The following is a 26,997-nucleotide window of genomic DNA, read 5'->3' on the forward strand; positions in this document are numbered from 1 at the left end:
TCAAGATCACCGCGCGAGATTGCCGCGCGGTGCGGGGCCCCACAAGAGGGCAAATGTTGCGTCGTAGGGGCAGCGTTTCCGCCGCCCCCGCTCTGCTTAGCCGCAGCGATAGGGCGGGCCTGCCTTCGCCATCGTCGCGTTGTATTTCTTGAAGATGTCGACGACCTTGGCCTTCAACTCGCTTTCGGCCGCGATCTCGTCCCAGAACTTGTGGGCGGCGTCTTCGACCTTCTGCCATTCGGCGTCCGGAATGGTCGTCAGCTCCATATCGGTGCCTTCGACGCGCAGCTTCGCCTCGCCCGACCAGTACCAGTACTGGCGGTGGTAATGCGATTGATCGAAGCAGGTCTTCATCAGCGTCTTCAGACGATCCGGCACTTCGTTCCAACGGTCCATGTTGGCGAAGAAGTGGCCGATCCAGGCGCCCGAGATGTTGTTGGTCAGGAAGTAAGGTGCGTTCTTGCCCCAACCCGAGGTGTAATCCTCGGTGATGCCCGACCATGCGACGCCGTCCAGCTCGCCAGTCTGCAGCGCGACTTCGACGTCTTCCCACGGGATCGTCACCGGCACGACGCCGAATTGCGCAAGGAAGCGCCCGGCGGTCGGGAAGGTGAAGACCCGCTTGCCGTTCAGATCGTCGAGCGACTTCACCGGCTCTTTCATGGCGAAGTTGCACGGATCCCACGAACCCGCCGAGATGTGCTTCACACCGACGGCCGAATACTGCTCGTCCCAGATCTCGTTGAGACCCCATTCGTTGAACAGCGTCGGCACGTCGAGCGAGTAGCGCAGGCCGAAGGGGAAATAGCCGCCGAAGACGGTGACTTCGGTGGGCGAGGCCATCGAGTCATCGTCCGATTGCACGGCGTCGATCGTGCCCGACTGCATCGCGCGGAACAGCTCGGAGGTCGGCACCAGCTGGTCGGCGTAGTAAAGTTCGATCTCCATCTCGCCATCGGCGATTTCGTTGAAGGTCTTGATGCAATTGTCCACGACCTGTTCGGCCAGCGCGGGGCCGGCATAGGTCTGCATACGCCACTTGATCGGCGTGGTCTGCGCGACGGCCGGGGCCGCAAGGCCCGCCGCAGCCGCACCCACCGCACCGGTGGTGAGGAACTGTCTTCTTGTCGTCATCACTCTCTCCTTGTTGGTTGATCCCGGTTTTTCCGGGTTATGGTTATCTTCCAAGCACCGCATGCGGCAGCCAGAGCGCCAGCTGCGGAAAGATCATCACGAGGATCAGCGTCAGGACCATCACGCCCACGAAGGGGATCACCGAGGCGTAGATCACCGGCAGGGTGAATTCCTTGGGCGCCATCGCCTTCATCAAGAACAGGTTATAGCCGAAGGGCGGCGTGAGATAGGCAACCTGACAGGTGATGGTATAAAGGACACCGTACCAGATCATGTCGAAGCCCAGATGCCGGGCGAGCGAGACATAGACGGGCGCCACGATCACCAGCATCGCCGTGTCGTCGAGGAACATCCCCATCACGAGGAAGCTCAGCTGCATCAGGATCAGGATCTGCCACGGGCCGAGGCCGAGGCTGTCGGTGAAGAAATCCTCGATCGCGCGGCCCGCGCCGAGACCGTCGAACACCGCCCCGAAGGACAGCGCCGCGGTGATGATCAGCATGAACATCACGGTGATCTTGAGCGTGTTCTCGGTCGAAACCTTGAAGACCTGCCAGGTGAAGCGCCGCTTGATGGCCGCCGCGAAGACGGCCGCCAGAGCGCCGATCACCGAGGCTTCGGTCAGGCTCGCCCAGCCCTTAAGAAAAGGCACCATCATCGCAACGAAGATGAAGACCGGCATCAGGCCCGCGCGCAGAAGGCGCAGCTTCTCGCGCATGGTGATCATGGCGCGCTCTTCCGCATCCATCGGCGGCGCGAGGTCCGGGTTCATTTTGCAGCGGATCACGATATAGGCGACGAAAAGCGTGGCCATCAGCAGCCCCGGCACCGCACCTGCCAGCCACAGCTCCGACACCGGCTGGCGCGCGATCAGCGAGAACAGCACCAGCACGACCGAGGGCGGGATCAGGATGCCCAAGGACGACCCCGCCTGAATGACACCCGAGATCATCAGCTTGTCGTAGTTCCGGCGCAGCAGTTCCGGCAGCGCGATCGTCGCCCCAATGGCCATGCCCGCGACCGACAGACCGTTCATCACCGAGATCATCACCATCAGCATGATCGTCCCGATGGCGAGCCCCCCCGGTAATGGCCCGAACCAGACGTGGAACATCCGATAGAGGTCTTCGGCCAGACGGCTCTCGGACATCACATAGCCCATGTAGACGAACATCGGCAGCGTCAGCAGCGGCGTCCATTTCATCAGCTTCATCACCGAGCCGAAGCCCATCTGCGTGCCGCCCGGCCCCCAGAGCCAGAACGCCGCGACGACGGCGACGAAGCCGATGGCACCGAAGACGCGCTGACCGGTCAGCATCATCAGCAGCATCGTCGAGAACATCAAAAGGGCGATGGTGTTGTGATCCATCAGATTTCCTCTCCGCGAATAGTCGCGACATCGCGGATCAGAAGGGCCACGGCCTGCAAGAAGAGAAGTGCGAAGCCCGTGGTGATGATGACCTTGATCGGCCACAACACCGGGCGCCACGCGGTCGGGTTTCGCTCGTTATATTCGAAGGAATAGACCGTGGAATCGAAGGCCGAGTAGACCATGATCCCGAGGTAGAACATCAGCGCGAAGACGGTGAAGGCATCCCACCAGGCCTGCCCTTTCGGCGACCAGCGGGAATACAGCAGATCCATCCGCACGTTCGTGTCGCCCTGAAGCGTCCACGGCGCGCCGAGCATGTAATAGGCGACCAGCGTGAACTGGGCCATCTCCAGCGTCCAGAGCGCGGGAATCTCGAAGATCTTCGTCAGCGATGAGAACAGCATAATCGCCATCATCACGTAGAGAAGGTACATCGCCACCTTGCCGAGCTTGCGGTTGAACCCGTCGATCAGGCGAACATAGGCGACACTCCAGCGTGGCATCAGGCGGCCTCCCCGTTATTTGCGGTGATCTGCGACAGCGCGGCTTGCAGCACCGGGGCAAGCGTCGCGGCCATCGCCTCTTGCGCGGTAGGATCGGCGATCAGATCGTTGCGCAGTTCCAGCATAACATTCCGCAGTCCCATCGGCGTGGCCTGCAGCGCCAGCGTATGACAGACGCCATCCGCGCCCGAGTAAGGTTCGTTAAGACGCGCATCGAGCTCGGTGACACGGCGGGCTTCCTCGAGAACCGCCTGCGCCAGGCTCGGATCGGCATCGTGGATCACGCCAAGCTCGACCTCGCGGGGCTTCCCGAACCAGATCGGCGTGAAGGAATGCACCGTCACCAGCGCCGTCGGCCGCCCGCGGGCCAGCCGCTCGGCGATCAGACTGCGTAGCGCTGCGTGGAACGGCTCGTATAGCGCCTCGGTGCGCGCACTACGGTCGTCCGGCGAAAGCGCCGCATTACCGGGAATGTCATGGATCTCGGAGGTCACGGGCATCGCACCCGGATGATGCGGCGGACGATTGAGATCGTAGATCAGCCGCGACTGGCGTGCGGCGACCAGCGGTGCCTCCAATTGCGCGGCCAGACCGCGCGCAAGGCCCAGCGCGCCGGGATCCCAAGCGATATGCGCCTCGCGCTGATCGGATGTCAGCCCCAGATCGCCCCAAGGCGCAGGAAAAACATTCGACGCATGTTCGCAGACCAGAACGACCTCACCCGGTCGATCCGCGCCTTCGATTTCCACCGCTACATGCGCGCTGTTCAAATCGGTCCCTCTCTGTTGAGCGGCGCGATTCTACGTCGCGTCCTGGGGTCAGGCTCGCCCCGCCAAGCCGCATCTGTCAAGAAAATTTCAGAGAAGAAAATTCTGTTACAATCATTTCTAACTTGATTCGCACGGGGGTGCCCGATTTGTCAGCAGCGACGCAAAGCATCGAAGACAGGCTCCGGACGGGCATCGAAGAGATGACCCGGACCGAGAAACAACTCGCCGGACATATCCTGCGCCACTATCCGATGGCGCTTCTGGGATCTGTCGCGCAGCTGGCGCGGGCCGCCGAAGTGTCCTCTCCCACCGTGGTGCGATTGGCGCAGAAGATGGGCTATGGCGGCTATCCGGGGCTGCAGCAGGCGGTGCGCGACGAGTTGGAGGCGCAGCTTGTCTCGCCGCTGGTCAAACACGATCGCTGGGCGGGGGATGCGCCCGACACCCATATGATCAACCGCTTCGCCGATACCGTTCTGGGCAATCTGCAGGCGACGCTGAAACAGATCGACCATGCCGAGTTCGACGCCGCTGCCGCGCTGATGGCCGACCCGAAGCGCCGCATCTTCGCGACCGGGGGCCGGATCACCGGCCCGATCGCGGCCTATTTCGTGGCGCATATGAAGGTGATCCGCCCCGGGGTCGAACTGCTCGAACCGCTCTCGAACAGCTGGCCGCCCGCGCTTCTCGAGATGCAGAAGGGCGACGTGCTGCTGGTTTTCGACATTCGCCGCTACGAATCGAGCGTGCTGCAACTGGTCGAGATGGCGGTCGAGCAGGGCGCGGAAGTCGTGCTGATCACCGACCCATGGGTCTCGCCCGCCGCGACCCATGCACGCTATCGCTTCTCGGCGCAGATCGAAGCGCCCTCGGCCTGGGATTCGACGGTCGCGATTCAGGTTCTGGTCGAAACGCTCATGGCCGCGATCCAGTCGCTGACTTGGGAAGAAACCTCGGCCCGCATGGCGCGGCTGGAGGCCCTTTATGACCGTGCGCGCTTTTTCCGCAGGAAATAAGGCCCAGCGCGCGCGCCTGCGCGAAAAAGCTCAGCCCGGAAACGAAAAAGTCGCGCAACCCGGATGAGTTGCGCGACTTTTTGAGTAATGGTGCCCAGGAGATGCTGCCTCGAGGGAGAAAGCAATTTTCTCTCGGGCGTCGGAAGCTCCTAGTTTCTTTGGAGAAATTTCTCCACCCAACTGCGGGTGGAATTTGCGAGAACTCCACCCGGGTGGGGCAACGGGCAAGACCTACTACTTCCGCATGCGCGTCCCGAATGAGTTTACGGACGTCGAACCTCTCCGTGAAATTAACAGGTCTCTTAAGGCGAGGGACTTCATCAAGGCCGAGGCACGCTGTGCCAACGTCAGGCTTGCTCTCTTCACCGAGTGGAGGGCGCGTCGCGCCGGGCGTGCCGCAGACACACGAGCTATGTTCGACGCCTCGGTCGACATACTGAAGGCCTCGGGCATGAGCTTCAGCCCGATGGCAGACCTGATTACGGGACCTCTCAGCGACGTCCATTCCCGAATCGAGGCCATTGCCAATGTGGATCCTCTGTCGCCCGCAGTCCCGGCAGCACTCGGAGCCACAGGCCTCCCCGACCTGTCTCTCTATGAGAGAGCCAAAAGCATGCCCATCCTGAAGGCGAATGAGGTTCGTGCGAAGAACACACGTCAAAGCTTACCTATTTTCGGATGCCAGAGCGGTTTGGCGTGGGTGGAAGACCCGCGCCCGAGACGGCAGCCTGACAGGTTTGAAGCGTCACGGCGCGGCGGAATGACGACCACCGCATAGGCATGAGGTCACGCGATGGACCGAAACCGCCCTATTCGAGCGATGCCGCGAGGGCGCGCGCTGCGTCCTTGCCCAGCCGCGCGCCTGGCTCGCCCAAGACCGCGCCGCCGACTGTCTGCCCCATGCCGATCGCCTGTTCGACCGAATGCCCAAGAAGACGGGAGGCAAGATAGCCCGCATTGAACGCATCGCCCGCGCCGGTGGTATCGCGCAACTCTGTCAGAACCGGGGTGCCGCGCCGACCAGTGTGGCCCTCGGCAAGATACCAGACGGGTTGCGCGCCATCCTTCACGGCGATCTCCGCCACCCCCTGCCCGCTCAACCGCTCCAAGGTCTGTTCCGGCGTCGCATCGCCCCACAAGGCAGCCTCGTCGTCAAAGCTCGGCAGCGCGATATCGGTATGGGAGAGCATGCGCAGACAGGTGTCACGCGCTTCCTCCGGCGATTGCCAGAGCCGTGGCCGATAGTTCGGATCGAAGGAAATTCGCGCGCCTTCGCTGCGCACGGTGGCAATCGCGTCGAACAACGTCTCGCGCGCCTCCGGCGAGAGAATGGCGAGGGTGATGCCCGACACATGGACGAGATCCGCGCCGGACAAGGCGCGCCCGAGGGTATCGGGATCATCCGCGAGCCGACGCGCCGCAGAGAGCTGGCGCCAATAGTGAAAACTGCGCTCCGCCCCCTCGAGCTCGATCATGTAGAGGCCCATCTCGCGCTCGGCATCGCGCTGCACGGTGGAGATGTCCAAGCCATCCGCCTCCATCTCGGCGAGGAAACGACCGGACAGCTTATCCTCGCCGATGCGCGTGACGAAGCCCGCCCGGGCACGCGACCCAAGCAGTTGCGCCGCATGCCACAGCGTGTTGAACGTATCGCCCGCATAACCGAGGCGGAACGTGCCGCCCTCGACCGGGGCGAGTTCCAGCATCGCTTCCCCGATGGCGACCATCTTCTTCGGATTCTCACTCATTCGCGCAGACCTTTCGCGTCGAGGTCAAAGATGCGGCCGGTCAGCCAATCGGGCCAGTCCCGCTCGAAGAACGCGCGTGCGCTCTCGTCGAAGCGGCGGTTTTCGCGGGTGTCGATCTTCAAGTCTTCCCCCTGCAGACGGACGAGGATTTGGGTCTGTTTGTCGATGTCGCGCTCCGTCTTGAAGCGGAACGCGCCCAGATCCGTGTCGCGCGCCATCGGGATCGCTTCGCCCTCATCGGAACAAATCGCGCGCGCGCCGCGGCTGCCACCGCCTTGCGAGATATACTGGTCGAGCGCGGCAAGGACGGCCTCGGAGGCAAGTGCCATCTGCTGCCACTGGATCGCGCGCCCACCATCGCCCGCGCGCTCCGGGGCGATCCCGCCGCTCCGCAAGCTCCGGTTCAACTGGCGCGCCGCTGCAAGCGCTTCGGCCACGTCCTCGCCATTGCAGATCATCCCGGCATGGTCGCTCATCCGGGCCTGAACTTCGTCGCGGACCGACTTCACGGAATGCGCGCTGTCGGTGTTCAACCGTGCGAGCAGATTCGTCACCGCCGCAGTGAGGGCCTCCGATCCGACAGCATCCGGCGCATGCGCCGTGCGGCTTGCGCCGATATGCTCGCCAACGCGGGTGCCGAAGACCTGACCGGCGTTCAGGGCCGATCCGCCCGGGCGCGTCACGCCATGCGTGCCCGCCGCTTCGCCCGCGGCATAGACACCGCGCAGGTTGGAGCGTCCCCAGGGATCGACCGCGATCCCACCATTCATATGCTGGTTGTTCACCGCGAATTCGAGCGGCGCGGCGGCGATGTCGACCTTGTAGCGACGGTACAGTTCGATCGCGAGCGGGTTCATGTGGCGCAGCCGGTCGATCGGCAACTCCTGATCCGCCCCGGCAGTGCCCAGATAGGTCCGCACATCCTCGTCGAGGCGGGTGAGATCGAAAGGCTGATCGCCGGGCACCGGCAGCGGGTTGCGATTGAAATCCATGAAGACCCGCCGCCCCGCTGCACTCTCGCGCCAGATCGCCAGATCGACGAGGCTCGACGCGAAATCCAGCATCCGCGTCGCGTGGAACGGCCATTGATAGCCCTTGCGGAACACATTGGAAGCCAGCTCCTGCGTCGTCCGGTAATATTGCGCGAGGAAATGATGCTCGCGCCCTTCGGCATCGACCGAATAGATATGCGGCAGGGATTGCACGTAAGTCCCCGAAAGGTTCCACGGGAACCCCTCGCGGCGCGTCCCGATGCCGAACTGGCTCTCGGTGAGGTTCACCAGTTCGATCCCCGCTTCAAGCGCGAGACCCAGCGTTCCGAAACAGCCATTGGGATAGACGCTGTCGCGATAAAGCTCGCCCGGCCCGCCCGCCGCTAGCACGACATTCGGCGCGGCAAACAGCACGAGACCATAGGGATTGGCCTCGCTGCGGTCGGATTTGCGGAACGCCAGCGCCCCGGAGACCCGGCGGTCATCCCCGTCGCCTTCGGTGAGCAGCTGCACGACCGTCGTGTGGTTAAAGATCGGCACGTGGAGCCGCAGCGCCTCCTCCGCCAGCACCTTGACCATCAACCGCGAGGTTCGGGGGCCGCAACTCGTCGCGCGCCCGGTCTCGTCATGGTCGGTCTTGTAGCGCAACGTCGCGCCGAACCGGTCCTGCGGGAGCGGCAGGCCGAGATATTGCAGCGAGGCCATCATGCGCGGCGAGCCGACCGCCTCGATATAGGCCGTATCCTCGTCCATCGCGCCGCCAGCCCGGATCGCCCGCGCCATCGCCTGAAAATCATCCCCGTGATCGGCGGTATTCGCGGTGTGCAGCGTCTGCTTGTCGGAGCCCGAGCAGGCGGAGGTCCCGCCCCAGGCGCTCTGGCTCGCGACGACAACCTCGCCGCCGCGCCGCTTGAGTTCGACGGCAGCGCGAAGGCCCGCCGCCCCGCTGCCGACGACGAGGCAACCGGTGCGATAGACCGGCAGGGTGAGGCCCGCGATCTCGAGCATCTCCGGGACCGCCTCGTCGGCCCGCAGCCGCGGCATCTCGATATCGGTCAGGGCGTCTAGGATTTCCTGAGGGATTGCACTGTCCATGTCTTGGCTCCGTTTGCGGTCCGGTCAGCTTTGCGGAATATCGACCCAGGCGCGTTGCCGGGACGAGCTCATGCAGGCGTCGACGATCTGGGTGATGTGATGGCCTGTCTCGAAGGTCGGCCACATCTCCTTGCCGGAGACGATGGAGCGGATGACCTCCGCCGCTTCGATGATCTTGGTCTCGTTATAGCCGAGCGCGAAATTCGGCAGCGGCAGAAAGGCCGCGTAGGTCGGATGCTCGGGCCCGACATCGATCTCGCGGTAGCCGCGGCGCCCGATCGGATCGGCATTGGTGTAGAAGCGCAGCCGGTTCACCTCGTCGAACGTATAGGCGAGGCTGCCTTTCGTGCCGTAGATCTCGTAGGTCTGCATGAATTTGCGCCCGGTCGCGACGCGGCTGAAATCCACGATCCCGTTCGCACCGTTCTCGAACGTGCACAGAATCTGGCTCGCGTCGGGATTGGTGATATCGGCCCATTCCTCGCTGCCGGTCAGCTCTGCCGTCTCGCCAAGCCCCAGCCCTTCGATCTTGGGACGGCGCGGCGTGACGATGATGTTGTTGGCGATCAGAGACGAGACGCGACCGACGAGGAATTCCATGAAGCTGAAGACATGGCTGCCGGTATCCCCGACGATCCCGGTCGGTGCGAGCGCCCCATCGGCGCGCCACATATAGGGCACCATCGGGTCGCCATACATGTCGACATGCTGGCACCCTTTGAACATCGTGATCTCGCCGATCTCGCCCGCATCGATGATCTCCTTCGCGAGATCATGGACGGGGTTCCGCGGGAAGCCGTGGCCGACGCGGGTGATCAGGCCGCGCGCCTTCGCGATATCGGCAAGCTCGCGCGCCTCCTCGGCGGACTCGGCAAGGGGCTTTTCGCAAAAGACATGCTTGCCCGCTTCGAGCGCGGCTTTCGCGACCTCGTAATGCAGGTTGTCGGGCAGGCAGATATCCACGAGATCGACCTCGGGATCGGCGATCACCTCGCGCCAGTCCTGAACGATCCGCGCACCGGGCACCCGGGCGGCAAGCTCCTGCGCCCGCGCAGGATTGCGATCGACGAGGGTGACGACGCGCGCCGTGCCCCCCTCGGTCCCGAAGAAATGCGGAAAGGTCTGGTAGGCCATCGTGTGGACTTTGCCCATCCACCCCGAAGCGCCGAGCACGGCAACGCGGATCTCTGTCATTAGAACACTCCTCTCCTGTTCGCGCCGGTGTCTCTCCGCGCGGTCTCGTCTCTGTTTCGTCCGAACGGGCGGGCCTCCCGTCTCCCTGTCGTCTCAGCCCGCGGGTGTCTCGCCACTCGATCCACGTATGGCCAGCGAGACCGGCGTGCGGATTTCCGGCGCCGGTACCTTGTCATTCTCGAGCCAGGCCAGGATCGTTTCGGCGACAAGCTTCCCGAAGCCGTCAATATCGCAGCGCACCGAGCTGAGCGGGGGCCAGGAATGGGCCGCCTCTTCAATGTCATCGAAGCCCACGATGCGCAGGTCGCGCCCGACATTGCGCCCGATCTCGGCGCAGCCCGAAATCATCCCAAGCGCGACCTGATCGTTGAAGCAGACCGCGCCATCCACCTCCGGATGATCCTTTGCCAACGCGTGCGCCGCCTCCCTGCCGAAGGCGCGGCTCGCACTGCCGGTCAGAACATGAGGCTCGAGCCCGGCCATCTCGATCGCACTCAGATAGCCCGCCATGCGTTCCTGCGTGACAGCCCGGCCTTCCAGACCGCCCACGAAAGCGATCCGCTTCGCGCCTTGTTCGAGGAGATGCTCGGTCGCGATGCGCGTCCCGTTCGGATAATCCGGCGCGGCGAAGGGGAAAAGCTCGGTCCGCATCTCGACTTTGCGCAGCACCTGCATCGCCGGAATGCCCGCCCGCTGGAGCGCCTCGAAGCTCAGCGCCTCGTCGCCATAGGCGGGCGACAGGATCATCGCGGAGACTCCGTGCTCGATCATCGCCTCGACCACCTGCGCCTGCAGCTGCGGGTCTTCGTCGGTATTGGCCACGACGGCCGCATAGCCACGGCTCGACAGCGCCATTTGAACGGATGTCGCGAATTCGGTGAAGAACGGGTTGCGAAGGTCGTTGATCACGAGACCGACGAGCCCGGCCCCGGCACTGCGCAGATTGGCCGCCGCCCGGTTATAGACATAGCCGATCTCGGTCATCGCAGCCTGCACTTGTTCGCGCGTTTTCTGCTTCACCAAGGGGCTGTTCTGGATCACGAGGCTGACGGTCGATTTCGAGACCCCGGCCTTGCGGGCCACGTCGATGATCGTCGGTCTGCGGTCGCTCGGCGCCATGTCACGCCCCCTGCGGCTGAGCCGCGATCTCAAGGTCGAAGACGAGGATGCCGTCGATCCCGCCTTGCGCGTTGGCCACGAGCTTCGCCCCGAGCGCCCGATGATCGGGATGTTCCTGATAGGCGGCGAGCGCCTCCCAGTCGCGGAAATCGACCGTGAAGCCGTGCATGTAGCCGCGCTCGATCTTCTCGGGGCTCTCGGAGCGGCCCGCGCAGATCGCGCCAAGCCCGTCCACCTTGCCCTCGATCGCATGCAGCTCCTGCCAGAGCGGCGCGATCTCTTCCTCGCTCAGCTCGGGTTTGAATTTGACGAGAACAATGTGGCGCACTGTCATGTCAGCCTCCATGTGACGCGCGGATCATATCGGCGGCTTTCTCGCCGATCATGATCGCCGCGGCGTTGGTGTTGGACGAGATCACGCGCGGCATGATCGAGTTATCGACGACGCGCAGCCCCTCGATCCCGTTGAACCGCAATGTCGGGTCTACGACAGCTCCCGGATCGGCGCCCATGCGACATGTCCCCGCGCAGTGATGCGACGTCTTCGAATGGGTGCAGATGAAATCGAAGTAATCCTCATCGGTTCGGACGTCAGGCCCCGGAAGGCGCTCGGCGAGGATATATTTGCGCAGAGGCGATTGCGACAGGATTTCCTGCGTCAGCTTCAGCCCCCGGATCGACATTTCGCGATCGAGCGGATCCTGCAGGTAGTTCGGATCGATCAGCGGCGCCTTCGCCGGATCGTCGCTTTGCAGGCGGACGCTGCCGCGCGAGCGCGGGCGCAGATAGCAGGAATTGAGCGTGATACCGCCCTGCGGCATCGAGACGACGCCGTGTTCGATGCCGGTCCCGAGCCCGAGATGGAACTGCAGATCCGGGGACCGCGCCTCGGGATCGGCATACCAGAAACCGCCGGTTTCGAACAAAGACGACGCCACCGGCCCCTTGCGTCCGAACAGATATTGCAGCCCCGCCAACGCCGCCCAATGCGGTTTCGCATAGCGGTCGTAGCTATAGGGGCCCGAGAGTTCGCTGATGCAATAAAGGTCGAGGTGATCCTGCAGATTGGACCCCACCTCCGGCTGGTCGAAGACGACATCGATCCCGAGCGAGGCCAGCTCATCCGCCGGTCCGATCCCCGACAGCTGCAAGAGCCTCGGCGAGCCGATCGCCCCCGAACAGAGCAGCACTTCGCTTTCCGCCCGAAGCTGCGTTCCATCGACAAGCTCGACCCCGGTCGCGCGGCCATTCTCGACCACGATCCGGCGCACCTGCGCACCCAGCTTCACCGTGAGGTTCTCGCGGTGACGATTGGGCGCGACATAGGCCATCGCGGCCGAGGAGCGGCGCACATTTCGCTGAGTCAGCTGGTAATAGGCGACCCCGTCCTGCTTCTCGCCGTTCACGTCGTAATTTCGCGGAATGCCAAGCTCGGCGGCCGCTTCGAAATAGGCCTCGCAGACCGGCAGGGGCGCACGCGGATCGCTCACGCCGAGCGGGCCGCCCTTGCCGTGATACCGGTTCTCGAGGCTCGCGTTATCCTCGGCCTTGCGGAAATAGGGCAGCACGTCCTCATAGCCCCAGCCGGTGCATCCCATCTGACGCCATTCGTCGTAATCGCGCGCATTGCCACGGGTATAGACCTGCGCGTTGATCGCGGAGCCGCCCCCGATCACCTTGGCCTGCGTGTAGCGAAAGACCTTGTTCTGCATGTGGCGCTGCGGAACCGTGTCCCAACCCCAGCTGCCGATGCCCTTGGTCATCTTCGCGAAGCCCGCGGGCAGATGATAGAACGGGTGGCGATCGCTGCCGCCCGCCTCGAGCAGCAACACGTCAGCCGACGGGTCCTCGGAGAGACGCCCGGCCAGCACCGAGCCCGCCGAACCACCGCCGATAATGATGAAATCGTAAGTCGTCTTCATGCTGGCCTCCTTTGGCCAAGTCTCTCGCCGCAGCCCGGGTGGCTCAGGCGGCAAGCTCTGTCTGTGCGATATGCTCGGCTGCGCGCAGGGCGAGCGCCGCGACGGTAAGGGCGGGGTTCACGGCAGCCGAGGTCGGCAGGACGGACGCATCGGCGATGAACAGGTTCGGGTGGTCATGGCTGCGGCAGAACGTATCGACGACACTCGACGCCGGATCGTTGCCCATCCGCGCCGTCCCGCATTGATGCGACGGGGTCTGCCGGTCGAAGGGCCGCGCGAGCACAATCGGATAGCCCGCAGCGCGCAGCTTTCTGCGCAGCATGGCGACGAGTTCGAGATGTGCCTCCCAGTTGGAGCGCTTCCAGTCGAGCCGGATCGTGCCGTCCTTCAGCGTCACGCGACTCTCGGGATTGGGAAGGTCCTCGGACATCGCGTAGAGATCGACCGAACGGTTGGCGATCCAGCTTGCCACCGGTCGCGGCAGCGGCGAGGCCGAGGCGAGGATCGGACCGGAGATTTTGCCGAGCAGCTGGATATTGCCCAGCGGCGCACCGTTCGCCCCGCCCGACAGGTAGAAATCGTTGATCGCGAGTGTCTTCTGGTAAATCGCCCGGTTCCGGCGCAGCGGGTGCAGCGCCAGAACGGCCGAGCAATTGTGGTTCATGAAATTGCGCCCGACCTGATCGGAGCCGTTCGCCAGCCCGGTCGGATGACGCTCATTCGCAGAGGCCAGCAGAAGGGCCGCGCTTTGCACCGCACCGGCGGAGAGCACGACGACCGACGCCGTGAGTGTCTGCGTCTGCCCGTCTTTCTCGATCTCGACCCCACTGATGCGGTTCTCGGCATCGACGATCAGACGCCGCGCCCGCGCGCCCGTCATCAGCTCCACATTCGGGGATTTCAGCGCCGTCGCCAGACCGACACTTTCGGCATCCATCTTGCCGCCGCAGGTATCGGGGAACGCATCCCAAGGCGTCCGCCCATGCGCGAGCCAGCGGTCGATATCGACCCCGAGCGGCAGGGAAGAAGGGTGCAGCCCAACCGATTTCAGCCGCCGACGGAGCGCCACGATATCGGGCTCGTCCGGGACCGGCGCATGGGAGTAGAGGCCGGAATGGCGCGGCTCCGTCGGGTCCTCTCCAAGCTGACCGCGCACCTGATAGAGCGCCTCGGCCCTCTGGTAGAACGGCTCGATCTCGTCATAGGCGATCGGCCAGCCCGGCGTGGTCCCGCCCTGATGCACAACCGGCGAGAAATCCGCCTTGCGGTAGCGCATCAGAACGGCGCCGTAGAATTTCGAGTTGCCGCCGACATTGTAGTAGTTGCCGGGGCTGAACGGCACGTCATCGCCATCGAGCCAGGTTTCCTCGGGCCGGTAATGACCGCGCGCGAAGATCGCGTCCGGGTCGCGCGCGTCCGGCGTGTCGGGCAGGCGTTCGCCACGCTCGAGCACCAGCACGCGCCGCCCCGTCCGGGCCAATGCCGCCGCCGTGGTGGCACCGCCCATGCCCGAGCCGATGATGATGACGTCGGCATCGCTCATGGCTGGATGCGCTCCTCCGTTTCGGGATCGAAGGCCACCGCCTTGTCCATGTTGACGGCGAAATCGAAGACCTCGCCCGCCCGCACGGTCACATCGGCCCGCATCCGGGCGATAGCGTCGCGCCCGCCCAGCGTCATCGTCACGAACGTGTCCGACCCTGCGGGTTCGGTGACGCCGATATGGTTGCGCAGCGACGCGATATGGGCGGCGTTGCGATCGGCCCCCTCCGGATCGGTGATCGTCTCCGGCCGGATTCCGAGAAGGATTTCGCGCCCGTCCCACTGAGCGAGATTGGTTTGCGGGAAGCGAAGCAGTTGCTCCACCCCGTCATGGCCCGTCACGGCGGCATGCGGCGCGCCGTCCTTCACCACGATCCGCGACGGGAACACGTTCATCGCGGGGCTGCCCATGAAGGTCGCCACGAAGACATTCGAGGGCGTGTCGTAGATTTCCTTCGGCGTGCCGAGCTGCTGCACATAGCCCTTGTTCATCACCGCGATCCGGGTCGAGAGCGTCATCGCCTCGATCTGGTCGTGGGTGACGTAGACGATCGTGGTGCCAAGGCTCTGGTGCAGCTTTTTGATCTCGGTGCGCATATCGACGCGCAGCTTCGCGTCGAGGTTCGACAGCGGCTCGTCGAACAGGAACACATCCGGGTCACGCACCAGAGCACGGCCCATTGCGACGCGCTGACGCTGACCGCCCGAAAGCTGCCCCGGTTTGCGCGAGAGCAGATTGTCGATCTGCAGCATCTCCGCCACCCGGTTCATCGCGTCCTCGCGTTCGGGCTTGGGTGTGCCATGCATCTCGAGACCGAAAGTGATGTTCTGGCCGACCGTCATGTTCGGGTAGAGCGCGTAGGACTGGAACACCATCGCGATGTTGCGCTTCGACGGGTGCACGCCGTTCATGGTGCGCCCCTTGATCGAAATCTCGCCGGAGGTGATCCCTTCCAGCCCCGCGATCATGCTCAAGAGCGTGGACTTGCCGCAGCCGGACGGGCCGACCAGCACGAGGAATTCACCTTCATCGACCGAGATGTCGACGCTGTGCAGCACTTCGACCGCGCCGTAGGACTTGGTGACGTTTGAAATATCGAGGAGACCCATTGGCATTACCCCTTGACTGAGCCCGCCATCAGGCCGCGCACGAAGAAGCGCCCCGAGACGATGTAGACGATGAGAGTGGGCAGCGCCGCAAGGATCGCACCCGCGAAGTGAACGTTGTAGGCCTTCACGCCGGTCGAGCTTTGAACGAGGTTGTTCAAGGCGACGGTCATCGGCTGGCTGGCCTGCCCGGCGAAGGACGACCCGAACAGGAAGTCGTTCCAGATATTGGTGAACTGCCAGATGATCGTGACCACGATGATCGGCCCCGACAGCGGCAGCAGGATGCGGTAGAAGATCCGGAAGAACCCAGCCCCGTCGATCTGCGCCGCGCGCACCAGCTCGGTCGGGAAGGCCGAGTAGTAGTTGCGGAAATAAAGCGTCGTGAAACCGAGCCCGTAGACGACGTGGACGAGGATCAGCCCCGGCACCGAGCCTGCGAGCCCGATCATGCCAAGCACCCGCGCCATGGGGATCAGCACGATCTGGAACGGAATGAAGCACGAAAACAGCAGCATCCCGAACAGGATCGTGTCGCCGCGGAACCGCCACTTGGTCAGTACGTAGCCGTTGAGCGCGCCCATGATGGTCGAGATCGCTACCGCCGGAACCACGATCAGGATCGAGTTGATGAAGTAGGGGCGCAGGCCGGTCGGCTGAACGCCGATCTGGGCCGAGGACCAGGCTTCGCGCCAGGGCTCGAAGGTCCAGACATTGGGCAGCGCCATCATGTTGCCGCCCGTGATCTCGCTCAGAGGTTTGACCGAGTTGATCAGCATCACCGCAAGCGGCAGCAGGTAGAACAGCGCGAACAGCAGCAGGAAAAGATAGATGAAGGTGCGGGTCACGCGATTTGTGCGGATCGCGACCCCGGTATCGACGGCGCCGGACATTACTTCGGCTCCTTCAGTTCAGCATAGAGATAGGGGATCATGATCGCGGCGATGGTCATCAGCATGATAACCGCCGACGCTGCGCCCACGCCCATCTCGTTGCGGGTGAAAGTGTAGGAATACATGAAGGTCGCGGGCAGTTCGGTTGCCCGGCCCGGGCCGCCACCGGTCAGCGCGATGACGAGGTCATAGGATTTGACCGCGAGGTGCGCGAGGATGACGAAGGCCGACAGGAAGGCGGGCCGAAGCTGCGGAATGATGATGCGGCGATAGAGGTTCCAGTTCGAGGCGCCATCCATCTGCGCCGCTTTCAGGATCTCGTTGTCGATGCCGCGCAGCCCGGCGAGGAACATCGCCATGACGAAGCCCGAGCTTTGCCAGACCGCAGCGATCACCACCGTGTAGATCGCCATGGACGAGCTCTTGATCCAGCCGAAATGGAAGCTCTCCCATCCCCAGAGATGCAGGGTATGTTCGATGCCGATGCCCGGATCGAGAAGCCATTTCCACGCCGTGCCCGTCACGATGAACGAAAGCGCCATCGGATAGAGGAAGATCGGGCGCAACATCCCCTCGCCGCGGATTTTCTGATCCAAAAAGATCGCGAGGGTGAGGCCGATCGCGATACAGATCGCGATGTAGAGCGAGGCGAAGATCGCAAGGTTCTGGACCGCGATCGTCCAGGTCGGCAATTGGAAAAGCCGCCAGTAATTGTGCCAGCCGACAAGGTCGAAGCTCGGCAGGATCCGGCTGTTTGTGAACGACAGGTACCCGGTGAACACGATGAAGCCGTAGACGAAGATCAACATGGACGCGACAGAGGGCGCGAGGACGATCTTGGGAATCCATTCCTGAAGCCGGGTACGCAAGTCTGACTGGACCGGACGGGCCATTGCTCTCTCCTTTGGGGAAATGAGACGGATGGGTGAGGTTCGGGCCGGTCAGATCGACCGGCCCGAGGGCCTGTTACTGAGCCAGCGACACGGCCTTGACGAGTTCCTTGGCGGCGGTCTCGGCGTCATATTCGCCGTTGAAATTCGCCGTCACCACGTCATAGATCGCGTTCTTCACCGAAGCCGGGTCAGCATGGCCATGCGCCATCGAACCCAGAAGCGTGCCGTTCTCGCTCGCTGATTTCAGCTGAGCCATCGCCTTCTTGCCGCAAGCGTCGAACTCTTCGTCCGACACGTCCGTGCGCGAAGGAACAGAGCCTTTCACCGTGTTGAAGGCGATCTGGAACGACGGCGACATCACGGCTTTCGCCATGGCATCCTGCGCGGCCTGCGCATCCTCGCCCACCTTGAACATCGCGAACTGGTCGGAGTTGAAGGTCACATCGCCTGCGGTCCCCGGGGTGCGGAAGCAGCCGAAATCGACCTCGGCTTCTTTGCCGGCCCGAAGGAATTCACCCTTGGCCCAGTCGCCCATCATCTGGAAGGCGGCTTCGCCATTGATGACCATCGCGGTCGCGAGGTTCCAGTCGCGGCCCGAGAAGTTCGGGTCGACGAAGCTGTGAAGCTGCTCCATGCGCTTGAAGGATTCGACCATCTGCGGGCCGCCGAGCGCCTCGGGATCGAGATCGACGAAGGCCTTCTTGTAGAACTCGGGGCCACCCACCGACAGCACGACGCCATCGAACATCGTGGCTTCCTGCCAGGGCTGGCCGCCCGCGGCGAGCGCGATCTTCCCGGAATCCTTCACCTTCTGCATCGCAGCGATGAACTCGTCCCAGGTCTTCGGCTCTTCGATCCCGAGATCGGCGAGCATCTTCTTGTTCGACCAGACCCAGTTGGTCGAGTGCACGTTCACCGGAACCGCGACCCAGTGGCCGTCATATTTCGAGAACTTCTGCAGCGCCGCAGGCACCACGGCATCCCAGTTGCCATCGGCCGCGACCTTGTCGAGATCGGCCAGCGCGCCTTGCTGCGCCCAGTCCGAGATGTCGAAGCCGAGCATCTGAACCGCGGTCGGCGGATCACCCGAGGTGACGCGCGCACGCAGCACGGTCATCGCGCTTTGGCCACCGCCACCGGCGACAGGCATGTCCTTCCAGCCGATGCCTTCTTTCTGCAGATCGTCCTTGAGGACGTTGAGCGCGGCTGCTTCGCCACCCGAGGTCCACCAGTGAAGAACCTCCACATCCTCCGCCTGTGCCGACCCTGCCACGAGCGCCAGAACGCTCGCCATTTTCAGTGTCCGTCCGATGTAACTACGCATGATTTTCCTCCCTCTTGCGTTGTCGTTACACTTCTCCTCCCGTGCGACCGGTCAGGTCATTCGGGTCTCACCCAAGGCTCACGCGTGCGACCGATGCGCATCACGAGCGTCTTGATCTCGAAGAACTCCTCGAGGCCGTAGCGTCCGATCTCTCTCCCTTGACCGGACTGCTTGACCCCACCGAAGCTCAATTCCGGGAAACCGTCCATCCAGGTATTCGTCCAGACGGTCCCAGCCTGCGCCCGCGTCGAGAACTCGAGGCAGGTGTGGACGTTCTCGCTCCAAACGCCCGCAGACAAACCGTAGCTTGCATCATTCGTTAGCGCTACCGCTTCGTCCATCGTGCGGAAGGTCAGAACCGAAAGCACCGGTCCGAAGACCTCCTCGCGGGCGATCGCCATCTCGGGCGAGACGCCGCGCACGACGGTCGGTTGATAGAATTGGCCCTCGAGGCCCGGCACGGTCATCGGCCCGCCACCCAGCGCGATCTCGGCGCCTTCGGTGACGGCCGCGCGAACGTAATCGTCGATCTTGCCCTGATGCTGGACGGAAATGATCGCCCCGACCTGCGTGCGCGGATCGAGCGGATCGCCGAAAGCCACGCGCTTCGACAGCGCGACCACGCGCTCGACCACCTCATCCACGATATCTTCATGGACGATGATCCGGCTGCTCGAGTTGCAGCATTGCCCGGTGTTGAAATAGACGCCGAAGGTGATCGCATCGGCTGCGCTCTCAATATCGGCATCGGGGAACACGACTTGCGGGTTCTTCCCGCCAAGCTCCAGCGCGACCTTCTTCAACGTGCTCGACGCGGCCGCCGAGATCGCCTTGCCGACCACGGTCGAGCCGGTGAAGGTCACCATGTCCACGGCCTCATGCGTCGACATCAGGCCGCCCACGGCAGGCCCATAGCCCAGAACTATATTCACGACGCCCGCGGGCATCCCCGCCTCGAACAGCAGTTCCCCGAGCATCACCGTCGTCGATGGCGTCAGCTCGGATGGCTTGATGACCGTGGTGCAGCCGGCGGCGAGCGCGAAGGGCAGCTTCTGGCTCAGGATCCAGAACGGGAAGTTCCACGGCGTGATCATCGACACGACGCCGATCGGGTCTTTCACGACGACGCCGAGCATGTCCGGCCCCAGCGTGTTGTGGCTGTCCCCATGCATGGTGCGCGCCAACGAAGCCGCGTAGCGCCACAGATCGGCCGCGCCCGACACTTCGGCCCGCGACTGCGAGATCGGCTTGCCGCTTTCGAGCGTCTCCAGCAGTGCCATGCGCTCGACATTGCCCTCGATCAGATCGGCAACGCGCAGCAGGATCGTGGCGCGTTCCTTGCCCGAAATCCGGCTCCAGACGCCACTGTCGAACGCTTCGCGCGCCGCGACGATCGCGGCTTCCGCATCGGCTTCGGCGCCCAGCGCCGCGCGGCTCACGAGGCAGCCATGCGCCGGGGACATCCGATCGTAGGTCTCGCCAGAGGCACTGTCGCGCCACTCGCCTGCGATCAGGTGACGACAGATGAAGGGCTCTGCGGGGATCGCCGCATCAACGGCAGAGATCAGGTTCAGCTCGGTCATGTTCAAAGTCCCGAAAAATTAGGTTTGCGTTTCTCGCGGAAAGCCGTGACCCCTTCGGCGCGATCTTCGCTGGCCGAAATGGCGGCACTTCCGAGCGCCTCAGCCATGGCGCCGCGATCTTCACCCGCCGCGACATGGATCATCGATTTCGTGATTTCGACGGCGCGGGGCGACAGCCCGAGCGCACGGTCGATCAGGGTCTGCGCTGCCGCGCGCGGATCGTCGGAGACCGCGGCCACGAAGCCGACCGCCAAAGCCCGCTCGGCTTTCACGCGGTGGCCGAAAAGCGCCATCTCCTTCACCATCGGTTCGGGCAGCAGACGCATCAGCCGCTGCGTGCCCGACCAACCGGGAACGATCCCGACGCCAGCTTCCGGGAGGGCAAGGCTGGCGCCGGGTGCCATGACCCGAAGGTCGCAGGCTGCGGCAAGTTCGAGACCGCCCCCGAAGGCGTGTCCGTTCAGCGCCGCAATCGTCGGCTTCGAGAGGCGCGCCAGCCGGTCGAAGATCCGGTGGCCGTCGCGGACCCAATGCCGCGCGAACTGGGCCGGGCTCAGATCGCCCCAACCGTTGATATCCGCCCCGGTGCAGAAGGCCCGGTCGCCCTCGGCGCTCACCAACACGCAGCGAATCTCGACGTCTCGTTCGATCCGATCGAGATGCGCCTCGAGCGCACTCAGCATCTCGACCGTGAGGGCGTTCATCTTCGCCGGGTTGTCGAGGCGCAGCTCTGCCACCGCGCCGTCGATGATCAGGTGAATATCGCTCATGGCGTCCACCCCATCGGGGCGTCGGCGAGAAGCTTCGTCGACATGGTGACGGCATTCTCCGCCACGCGCACCCGCCCTTCGGAGGCACCGACGATATCCCGCTCGGGATCGATCCCCGGCATGATTTCGGTCGCGATGAGCCCTTTGTCATCGAGCCGCATCACGCAGCGCTCGGTGATATAGAGCACCTCCTGCCCCTGCTCGCGCGCACGCTCCCCGGAGAAGGTCACATGCTCGACCTGGTCGACCATCTTGGTGAACTTGCCGGGCGCACGGACGCGGATGCCGGTCGCGTCCATCTCCATCTGCGCCCCGGCCTCGAACCAGCCCGAGAAGACGATCTTGCGCGCATGGGCGGTGATATCGACGAAACCGCCGCAGCCAGCGGTCAGGTAAGGTTTCTTGCCGAGCTTGGAGACATTCACGTTCCCCTCCACATCGACTTCGAGGAAGGACAGGAAGGACATGTCGAACCCGGCGCCCTGGAAATAGATGAATTGCTGCGGCGAGGGCACGTAGCCATCGGCATTCGATGCGCAACCGAAGGCGAAGCCGGTCAGGGGCATCCCGCCCACCGCGCCTTGTTCGATCGCCCAGGTGACCGCGTCGGGGTGCCCTTCTTCGAGCAGGATGCGCGGCACCATCGCAGAAATCCCGAAGCCGAGATTGGCCGTCATGCCGCCGCGCAGCTCCATCGCCGCGCGCCGTGCGATCACCTTCTCGATGCCGTGCTCCGCCAGTTCGAAGCTCGACCACGGACGCATCACCTGACCCGAAATCGCCGGATCGTAGGGCGTCTCGCAGGTCTGCTTCTGATCCTCGTCCACGACGACGTAATCCACGAGATGCCCCGGCACGCGGACGTCATGGGGCCGCAGGGAACCCGCCGCGGTGACGCGCTCCACCTGCGCGATCACCAGCCCGCCATTGTTGCGCACCGCAATCGCCTGCTCGAGCCCGCCGAGATAGGCGCCCTCGTGCTCATAGGTCAGATTGCCGCGCTCATCGGCGGTGGTCGCGCGCAGGATGCAGACATCGGGGTAGATATTCGGGAAATGGAGCCAGGTGTCGCCATCGAACTCCACCCGGCGCACGATGGGCGCGCCTGCTGCGCGATCGTTCATCGCACAGCCCTCGCGCTCGGGATCGACGAAAGTTTTCAGACCGACCTTGGTCATCACCCCCGGACGCCGCGCAGCCGCTTCACGATGCATGTCGAACAGGATGCCGGAGGGCACGTTATAGGCGGTCACCCGATCCTCGACGACCATCTTCCAGATTTCCGGCATCGGCAGGTTCGACGAACCCGACGGATAGGACCCGGCCAGAACCGTGCTGAGCAGACCATCCTTGGCGATATGGTCGATGCCCTTCACACCGTACATGTCCCCCGCGGCGATCGGATGGATCATGGTCAGGTTCTGCGGATGGTGCTCCTGATCGAAGCGCTCGCCGATCGCCTTGAGCACGGAATCGGGGCAGCCCAACGCCGAAGACGAGGACACCGTGATGATAGCGCCATCCGCGATTTTCCCCACTGCTTCCGATGCACTGACGATCGTGCCCATAGTTCGCTTCTCCCAATCCAAATTGCCGACCCCAGACAAGATTTCAGTCGACGCGCCCCAAAAAGACTCAGCAAATAGGAACGTTCCAAATACTTATAGGAACGTTCCAAATTTGTGTCAAACGTTTTTAGCTGAGCAAATTCATTCAATAGGACATGGAAACGAGGCGATCGCGCGAAGAGGCCCCTTCTTGCCGGGCTAAGGAGGTCGGCGCCCCGCGCAGAGCCTTGACGATGAGGAGCAACTGTCAACGGCGGGATAAAATCCTGCCATTGGGCCGCGCAAAAACCGGCGACTTCGGGGTATGGGCGCGACGCGCACTATAAGACAGCGACCGGTCAACCGCGCTCCCCAGATAGCGGACAGTTGACTGGCCGCCTTGGCCCGTGAAGGCCAAGCCTTCATCGGCTGGATCAGGCGGCGTCGGTGGACTTGCCTGCGCGACTTTAGGCGAGCCGGTAATCGCGCTGAAGAGATGGCGAGCCAATGTTCATCTGGGCGCGCCACCAAATCCTTTCCGCATTTGCTCCACTGAACCGGAACCGGTGCGCCCGAATCTTATCGTTGTGCCTCAGGGTCGACCCTCACGAACGATATTCATAACCCGCCTCATGAAATTCACATGCGGGACAGTTTTTGAGGCAAAAACAGGCCCAAAACAGAGAAAAGCTCGGAAAACCGAAGTTTTCCGAGCTTTTCGCTTGGTTTATGGTGCCCAGGAGAGGACTCGAACCTCCACGCCTTGCGGCACACGGACCTGAACCGTGCGCGTCTACCAATTCCGCCACCTGGGCAGGTGTCGTGGAGCGCGAGATACATAGCGGCGCTGGGACTGTCAACGGGGATCGACACGAAAAATTCGCAAGCTTCGACTCTTCGGGTCTTTGGCCTTGTTCCCGCGGGGGCGAGGCGGTAATCAAAGAACGAAATTCTTGCAAGGAAAGGCCTCTGCCCATGTCCAAGCTGGTTACGATCTACGGCGGTTCGGGGTTCGTCGGGCGCTATATCGCGCAGCGCATGGCAAAGGACGGTTGGCGGATTCGCGTTGCGGTCCGGCGTCCGAACGAGGCGCTCTTCGTCAAACCCTACGGTGCGGTCGGGCAAGTCGAGCCGGTCTTCTGCAACATTCGCGACGATGCCAGCGTGCGCGCGGCGATGCAGGGCGCGGATGCGGTGATCAACTGCGTCGGTATTCTCGTCAATGAAGGCAAGAACAAGTTCGGCGCCGTGCAAGCCGAAGGTGCAGGCCGCGTGGCACGTATCGCCGCAGAGATGGATGTGCCGAAACTGGTGCAGATCTCGGCCATCGGCGCCAATCCCGACAGCGAGAGCGAATATGCCCGCACCAAGGCTGCAGGCGAGAAGGCGGTGCTGGATGCCTATCCGCAGGCCGTGATCCTGCGCCCCTCGATCATTTTCGGCAACGAGGACGGGTTCTTCAACAAATTCGCCTCGATGTCGCGCTTCACCCCGATCCTTCCGATCACCGGCGGTCACACGAAATTCCAGCCGGTCTTCGTCGATGATGTCGCGAAGGTCGCGGTCATGGCGGCGGATGGCAAAGTGACCCCCGGCACCTATGAACTCGGCGGGCCGGATGTGGAGACGTTCCACGATCTGATGAAGCAGATGCTGACGGTGATTCACCGTCGTCGTCTCGTGCTGTCGCTGCCGCGCTGGATCGCGAGCATCCTCGGCGGCGTCTTCGATCTGGGCCAAGCCGTCACCGGCGGCCTGTTCACGAACCGCATTCTCACGCGCGATCAGGTGAAGAACCTGCAAGCTGACAATGTCGTGTCCGAGGGCGCGAAAGGCTTCTCCGATCTCGGAATTCAGCCTATGGCAATGGAAGCGGTGATGCCCGGCTACCTGTGGCGCTTCCGCCCCGGTGGGCAATATGACGACATCAAAGCTTCGGCGAAGAACCTTCGCAAGACATAACCCCCTCCTTCCTCCCCGGTGCCGCTTGCGGCGCCTCTCTGACCTAGGCGGTATTTCTTGAGCTATCTGAACGACGTTCTGCTCGGTGTGATCGAAGGGATCACCGAGTTTCTTCCGATTTCGAGCACTGGCCACTTGATCCTGGCCGAACATTGGCTAGGCACGCGCTCGGATACCTACAACATCGTCATTCAGGCCGGGGCGATCCTTGCGGTGACGCTGATCTATTGGCGCCGCCTGATGGAGCTGCTGTTCAACTGGCGCAATCCGGAGAACCGCGACTATCTCGCGAAGCTGACCGTGGCCTTCCTGATCACCGCCGTTCTGGGCCTGATCGTGAAGAAGATGGGCTTCGAGTTGCCGACAACGATCCAGCCCGTCGCCTGGGCGCTGGTGATCGGCGGTTTCTGGATGCTGTTTGCGGAACGCGTCGCGGATCGGCAGGCCGATAACAGCCAGATCTTCTGGCGCGTCGCGATTGCGGTCGGGATTGCGCAGATCGTGGCCGGGGTCTTTCCGGGCACCTCGCGCTCGGCCACGACGATTTTCGTGGCGATGCTTCTGGGCACCTCGAACCGGGCGGCGGCGACTGAATTCGCCTTCCTCGTCGGCATCCCCACGATGTACGCGGCGAGCGGTTACGAATTGCTCAAGCAGCTCAAGGACGGGACCGGCGGCAACGAGGATTGGGCCGGGCTCGGCATCGCTTTCGTCGTCTCGACCGTCACGGCCTTCGTCGCGGTGAAATGGCTCCTTGGCTATATTCAGGGGCACCGTTTCACCATCTTCGCGATCTACCGGATCATCTTCGGCGGGCTCCTGCTGAGCCTTGCGGCGCTCGGTGTGCTAGGCTGATCAGGAGCGAATCGCTTTTTGGCGGCGCGTCATCCTCAGGAAAATCAGGGCGAAGCAGCGACAAAGTAAACGAAGCTGACCTATTTTGGGCGAATTTGAGGTGCCTTCTCGTGCGCCTCTCGCAAAAAATGCACATTTAGGTCAGTCTTGCTTACTTTTATTGCTGTGGCAGGCGGTGTAGTCATGCGCACCCACCGGTTTTCTAGGGAGGCGCCACAATGGCCAAGCAACCGATGCTCAAGTTCGTCAAGACGGCGAAAGAGATGCCTCAGAAGCGCGACGCGAACGTGCGCTCCCATGATTTCAACGAAATCTATCGCGAATACGCGGCCGAGAAGGCTGCCGAGCAGGCGAGCCGCTGCAGCCAATGCGGCGTGCCCTATTGCCACACGCATTGCCCGCTCCATAACAACATCCCCGACTGGCTCCGCCTGACCGCCGAAGGCCGTCTGCAGGAAGCCTACGAGATGTCGCAGGCCACCAACACCTTCCCGGAAATCTGCGGCCGCATCTGCCCGCAGGACCGTCTGTGCGAAGGCAACTGCGTGATCGAACAGTCGGGCCACGGCACCGTCACCATCGGCGCAGTCGAGAAATACATCACCGACACCGCCTTCGACATGGGTTGGGTGAAGCCGATCAAACCGGCAACCGAGCGCGCCGAAAGCGTCGGCATCATCGGCGCGGGCCCGGGCGGTCTGGCGGCCGCCGACGCGCTGCGGCGCGCTGGCGTGCAGGTCACGGTCTATGACCGCTACGACCGCGCGGGCGGGCTGATGACCTACGGCATCCCCGGTTTCAAGCTGGAGAAAGACATCGTCATGCAGCGCGTGAAGCAGCTGGAAGATGGCGGCGTCGAGTTCGTGCTGAACTGCAATGTCGGCACCGACATCTCCTTCGACGCGATCCGCGGCAAGCATGACGCGGTGCTGATCGCGACGGGCGTCTACAAGACGCGCGAGCTGACCGACGAGGGCGCGGATGCGGCTGGCATCGTGCGCGCGATCGACTATCTTACCGCCTCGAACCGCAAGAGCTTCGGCGACGACGTGGCCGAGTTCGAAGACGGCACGCTGAACGCGGAAGGCAAGCGCGTCATCGTCATCGGCGGCGGCGACACCGCGATGGACTGCGTGCGTACCGCGATCCGTCAGGGCGCCAAGTCGGTGAAATGTCTCTATCGCCGTGACCGCGCGAACATGCCGGGCTCGCAGCGCGAAGTGCAAAATGCCGAGGAAGAGGGCGTGGAATTCGTCTGGCTCTCCGCCCCCGCGGCCTTCTCGGGCAACCCGGTCACCAACTGCTCGGTGCAGCAGATGCGTCTGGGCGCGCCGGATGCCTCGGGTCGTCAGAGCCCCGAGAAGATCGAGGGCGGCATCTATGACGAAGAGGCAGATCTGGTGATCAAGGCGCTCGGCTTCGAGCCCGAGGACCTGCCCGGCGCTTGGGAGGCCGACGATCTAGAGACCACCCGTTGGGGCACCGTGAAGGCCGAATTCGGCACCCACGCGACCTCGATCCCGGGCGTCTATGCGGTCGGCGACATCGTGCGCGGCGCGAGCCTCGTCGTCTGGGCGATCCGCGACGGGCGCGAAGCGGCGGGCTCGATCCTGCGCTATCTCGAAAACGTGGCGGCTGTGGCGGCGGAGTGATCCG

The 26,997-nt window shown here is 63.5% G+C and carries 22 protein-coding genes and 1 tRNA gene; 4 read left to right on the forward strand and 19 right to left on the reverse strand.

Going from position 1 to position 26,997, the window contains the following annotated elements; translation table 11 throughout:
* Positions 1–96 precede the first annotated feature (96 nt).
* From BMI85_RS18885 to BMI85_RS18900, 4 genes are read right to left on the reverse strand one after another with little or no spacing between them, the layout of a single operon-like run.
* Positions 97–1,134 carry a TRAP transporter substrate-binding protein gene (locus BMI85_RS18885; protein ID WP_078522177.1) on the reverse strand — a complete coding sequence of 346 codons (1,038 nt, stop codon included), beginning with the start codon at positions 1,132–1,134 and terminating at the stop codon, positions 97–99.
* 43 nt (positions 1,135–1,177) lie between these two features.
* Positions 1,178–2,503 (reverse strand): TRAP transporter large permease subunit, encoded by a 1,326-nt coding sequence (locus tag BMI85_RS18890; protein ID WP_078550976.1) that lies wholly within the window; start codon positions 2,501–2,503, stop codon positions 1,178–1,180.
* A complete protein-coding gene (locus BMI85_RS18895; protein WP_078522175.1) occupies positions 2,503–3,009 on the reverse strand; it encodes a TRAP transporter small permease subunit in 507 nt (168 codons plus the stop codon). Before BMI85_RS18895 ends, BMI85_RS18890 begins: the two co-directional genes overlap by 1 nt.
* Positions 3,009–3,779, reverse strand: a complete 771-nt coding sequence (locus tag BMI85_RS18900) for an N-formylglutamate amidohydrolase (RefSeq protein WP_078602377.1) — start codon at positions 3,777–3,779, stop codon at positions 3,009–3,011. The genes BMI85_RS18895 and BMI85_RS18900 overlap by 1 nt, the downstream gene beginning before the upstream one ends.
* Positions 3,780–3,901: 122 nt before the next feature.
* On the opposite strand from BMI85_RS18900, the gene BMI85_RS18905 reads away from it, so the two are divergent.
* Positions 3,902–4,795, forward strand: coding sequence for a MurR/RpiR family transcriptional regulator (locus tag BMI85_RS18905; protein WP_210402381.1), 894 nt, complete (start codon positions 3,902–3,904; stop codon positions 4,793–4,795).
* Between the two features lie 809 nt (positions 4,796–5,604).
* Here BMI85_RS18905 and BMI85_RS18915 read toward each other — a convergent pair.
* The 15 genes from BMI85_RS18915 to BMI85_RS18985 form a co-directional block, all read right to left on the reverse strand.
* Positions 5,605–6,543 (reverse strand): sugar kinase, encoded by a 939-nt coding sequence (locus BMI85_RS18915; RefSeq protein WP_078602379.1) that lies wholly within the window; start codon positions 6,541–6,543, stop codon positions 5,605–5,607.
* Positions 6,540–8,630 (reverse strand): FAD-binding protein, encoded by a 2,091-nt coding sequence (locus BMI85_RS18920; protein WP_078602380.1) that lies wholly within the window; start codon positions 8,628–8,630, stop codon positions 6,540–6,542. The genes BMI85_RS18915 and BMI85_RS18920 overlap by 4 nt, the downstream gene beginning before the upstream one ends.
* A gap of 24 nt (positions 8,631–8,654) precedes the next feature.
* The gene (locus BMI85_RS18925) at positions 8,655–9,824 is read right to left on the reverse strand and encodes a Gfo/Idh/MocA family oxidoreductase (RefSeq protein ID WP_078602381.1); all 1,170 of its coding nucleotides are present in this window, start codon (positions 9,822–9,824) and stop codon (positions 8,655–8,657) included.
* Positions 9,825–9,917: 93 nt separating this feature from the next.
* On the reverse strand, positions 9,918–10,943 hold the full coding sequence (locus BMI85_RS18930; RefSeq protein ID WP_078602382.1) for a LacI family DNA-binding transcriptional regulator: 1,026 nt from the start codon (positions 10,941–10,943) through the stop codon (positions 9,918–9,920).
* Between the two features lies 1 nt (position 10,944).
* Positions 10,945–11,277 (reverse strand): Dabb family protein, encoded by a 333-nt coding sequence (locus BMI85_RS18935; protein ID WP_143593867.1) that lies wholly within the window; start codon positions 11,275–11,277, stop codon positions 10,945–10,947.
* A 1-nt stretch (position 11,278) separates the two neighbouring features.
* A complete protein-coding gene (locus tag BMI85_RS18940; protein ID WP_078602383.1) occupies positions 11,279–12,865 on the reverse strand; it encodes a GMC family oxidoreductase N-terminal domain-containing protein in 1,587 nt (528 codons plus the stop codon).
* Between the two features lie 43 nt (positions 12,866–12,908).
* Positions 12,909–14,408 carry a GMC family oxidoreductase gene (locus BMI85_RS21790; RefSeq protein ID WP_078602384.1) on the reverse strand — a complete coding sequence of 500 codons (1,500 nt, stop codon included), beginning with the start codon at positions 14,406–14,408 and terminating at the stop codon, positions 12,909–12,911.
* Positions 14,405–15,517 (reverse strand): sn-glycerol-3-phosphate ABC transporter ATP-binding protein UgpC, encoded by a 1,113-nt coding sequence (ugpC, locus tag BMI85_RS18950; RefSeq protein ID WP_078602385.1) that lies wholly within the window; start codon positions 15,515–15,517, stop codon positions 14,405–14,407. The genes BMI85_RS21790 and ugpC overlap by 4 nt, the downstream gene beginning before the upstream one ends.
* A 5-nt stretch (positions 15,518–15,522) precedes the next feature.
* Positions 15,523–16,407, reverse strand: coding sequence for a carbohydrate ABC transporter permease (locus tag BMI85_RS18955; protein WP_078522164.1), 885 nt, complete (start codon positions 16,405–16,407; stop codon positions 15,523–15,525).
* The gene (locus BMI85_RS18960; protein WP_078522163.1) at positions 16,407–17,300 is read right to left on the reverse strand and encodes a sugar ABC transporter permease; all 894 of its coding nucleotides are present in this window, start codon (positions 17,298–17,300) and stop codon (positions 16,407–16,409) included. The genes BMI85_RS18955 and BMI85_RS18960 overlap by 1 nt, the downstream gene beginning before the upstream one ends.
* Before the next feature lie 73 nt (positions 17,301–17,373).
* A complete protein-coding gene (locus tag BMI85_RS18965; protein WP_108722337.1) occupies positions 17,374–18,624 on the reverse strand; it encodes an ABC transporter substrate-binding protein in 1,251 nt (416 codons plus the stop codon).
* Positions 18,625–18,680: 56 nt separating this feature from the next.
* Complete coding sequence (locus BMI85_RS18970) at positions 18,681–20,207, reverse strand: aldehyde dehydrogenase family protein (RefSeq protein WP_078602387.1); 1,527 nt, start codon at positions 20,205–20,207, stop codon at positions 18,681–18,683.
* Positions 20,208–20,209: 2 nt separating this feature from the next.
* On the reverse strand, positions 20,210–20,977 hold the full coding sequence (locus BMI85_RS18975) for an enoyl-CoA hydratase/isomerase family protein (RefSeq protein WP_078602388.1): 768 nt from the start codon (positions 20,975–20,977) through the stop codon (positions 20,210–20,212).
* On the reverse strand, positions 20,974–22,545 hold the full coding sequence (locus tag BMI85_RS18980; RefSeq protein ID WP_078602389.1) for a CoA-transferase: 1,572 nt from the start codon (positions 22,543–22,545) through the stop codon (positions 20,974–20,976). Before BMI85_RS18980 ends, BMI85_RS18975 begins: the two co-directional genes overlap by 4 nt.
* A 709-nt stretch (positions 22,546–23,254) precedes the next feature.
* Positions 23,255–23,339: transfer RNA gene (locus BMI85_RS18985), tRNA-Leu, on the reverse strand.
* Between the two features lie 160 nt (positions 23,340–23,499).
* Here BMI85_RS18985 and BMI85_RS18990 point away from each other — a divergent pair.
* The 3 genes from BMI85_RS18990 (at position 23,500) to BMI85_RS19000 (ending at position 26,993) form a co-directional block, all read left to right on the forward strand.
* The gene (locus BMI85_RS18990) at positions 23,500–24,486 is read left to right on the forward strand and encodes a complex I NDUFA9 subunit family protein (RefSeq protein WP_078602390.1); all 987 of its coding nucleotides are present in this window, start codon (positions 23,500–23,502) and stop codon (positions 24,484–24,486) included.
* Between the two features lie 57 nt (positions 24,487–24,543).
* The gene (locus tag BMI85_RS18995) at positions 24,544–25,341 is read left to right on the forward strand and encodes an undecaprenyl-diphosphate phosphatase (protein WP_078602391.1); all 798 of its coding nucleotides are present in this window, start codon (positions 24,544–24,546) and stop codon (positions 25,339–25,341) included.
* 218 nt (positions 25,342–25,559) lie between these two features.
* Positions 25,560–26,993 carry an NAD(P)-dependent oxidoreductase gene (locus tag BMI85_RS19000; RefSeq protein WP_078541530.1) on the forward strand — a complete coding sequence of 478 codons (1,434 nt, stop codon included), beginning with the start codon at positions 25,560–25,562 and terminating at the stop codon, positions 26,991–26,993.
* Positions 26,994–26,997: the final 4 nt, after the last annotated feature.

The organism is Thioclava sp. DLFJ4-1 (assembly GCF_002020145.1).
GTDB lineage: Bacteria > Pseudomonadota > Alphaproteobacteria > Rhodobacterales > Rhodobacteraceae > Thioclava > Thioclava sediminum.

Coding starts and splice junctions, on each gene's coding strand:
- BMI85_RS18885 (WP_078522177.1), bottom strand. CDS start 1,134: ATGACGACAAGAAGACAGTTCCTCACCACCGGTGCGGTGGGTGCGGCT.
- BMI85_RS18890 (WP_078550976.1), bottom strand. CDS start 2,503: ATGGATCACAACACCATCGCCCTTTTGATGTTCTCGACGATGCTGCTG.
- BMI85_RS18895 (WP_078522175.1), bottom strand. CDS start 3,009: ATGCCACGCTGGAGTGTCGCCTATGTTCGCCTGATCGACGGGTTCAAC.
- BMI85_RS18915 (WP_078602379.1), bottom strand. CDS start 6,543: ATGAGTGAGAATCCGAAGAAGATGGTCGCCATCGGGGAAGCGATGCTG.
- BMI85_RS18920 (WP_078602380.1), bottom strand. CDS start 8,630: ATGGACAGTGCAATCCCTCAGGAAATCCTAGACGCCCTGACCGATATC.
- BMI85_RS18925 (WP_078602381.1), bottom strand. CDS start 9,824: ATGACAGAGATCCGCGTTGCCGTGCTCGGCGCTTCGGGGTGGATGGGC.
- BMI85_RS18930 (WP_078602382.1), bottom strand. CDS start 10,943: ATGGCGCCGAGCGACCGCAGACCGACGATCATCGACGTGGCCCGCAAG.
- BMI85_RS18935 (WP_143593867.1), bottom strand. CDS start 11,277: ATGACAGTGCGCCACATTGTTCTCGTCAAATTCAAACCCGAGCTGAGC.
- BMI85_RS18940 (WP_078602383.1), bottom strand. CDS start 12,865: ATGAAGACGACTTACGATTTCATCATTATCGGCGGTGGTTCGGCGGGC.
- BMI85_RS21790 (WP_078602384.1), bottom strand. CDS start 14,408: ATGAGCGATGCCGACGTCATCATCATCGGCTCGGGCATGGGCGGTGCC.
- ugpC (WP_078602385.1), bottom strand. CDS start 15,517: ATGGGTCTCCTCGATATTTCAAACGTCACCAAGTCCTACGGCGCGGTC.
- BMI85_RS18955 (WP_078522164.1), bottom strand. CDS start 16,407: ATGTCCGGCGCCGTCGATACCGGGGTCGCGATCCGCACAAATCGCGTG.
- BMI85_RS18960 (WP_078522163.1), bottom strand. CDS start 17,300: ATGGCCCGTCCGGTCCAGTCAGACTTGCGTACCCGGCTTCAGGAATGG.
- BMI85_RS18965 (WP_108722337.1), bottom strand. CDS start 18,624: ATGCGTAGTTACATCGGACGGACACTGAAAATGGCGAGCGTTCTGGCG.
- BMI85_RS18970 (WP_078602387.1), bottom strand. CDS start 20,207: ATGACCGAGCTGAACCTGATCTCTGCCGTTGATGCGGCGATCCCCGCA.
- BMI85_RS18975 (WP_078602388.1), bottom strand. CDS start 20,977: ATGAGCGATATTCACCTGATCATCGACGGCGCGGTGGCAGAGCTGCGC.
- BMI85_RS18980 (WP_078602389.1), bottom strand. CDS start 22,545: ATGGGCACGATCGTCAGTGCATCGGAAGCAGTGGGGAAAATCGCGGAT.
- BMI85_RS18990 (WP_078602390.1), top strand. CDS start 23,500: ATGTCCAAGCTGGTTACGATCTACGGCGGTTCGGGGTTCGTCGGGCGC.
- BMI85_RS19000 (WP_078541530.1), top strand. CDS start 25,560: ATGGCCAAGCAACCGATGCTCAAGTTCGTCAAGACGGCGAAAGAGATG.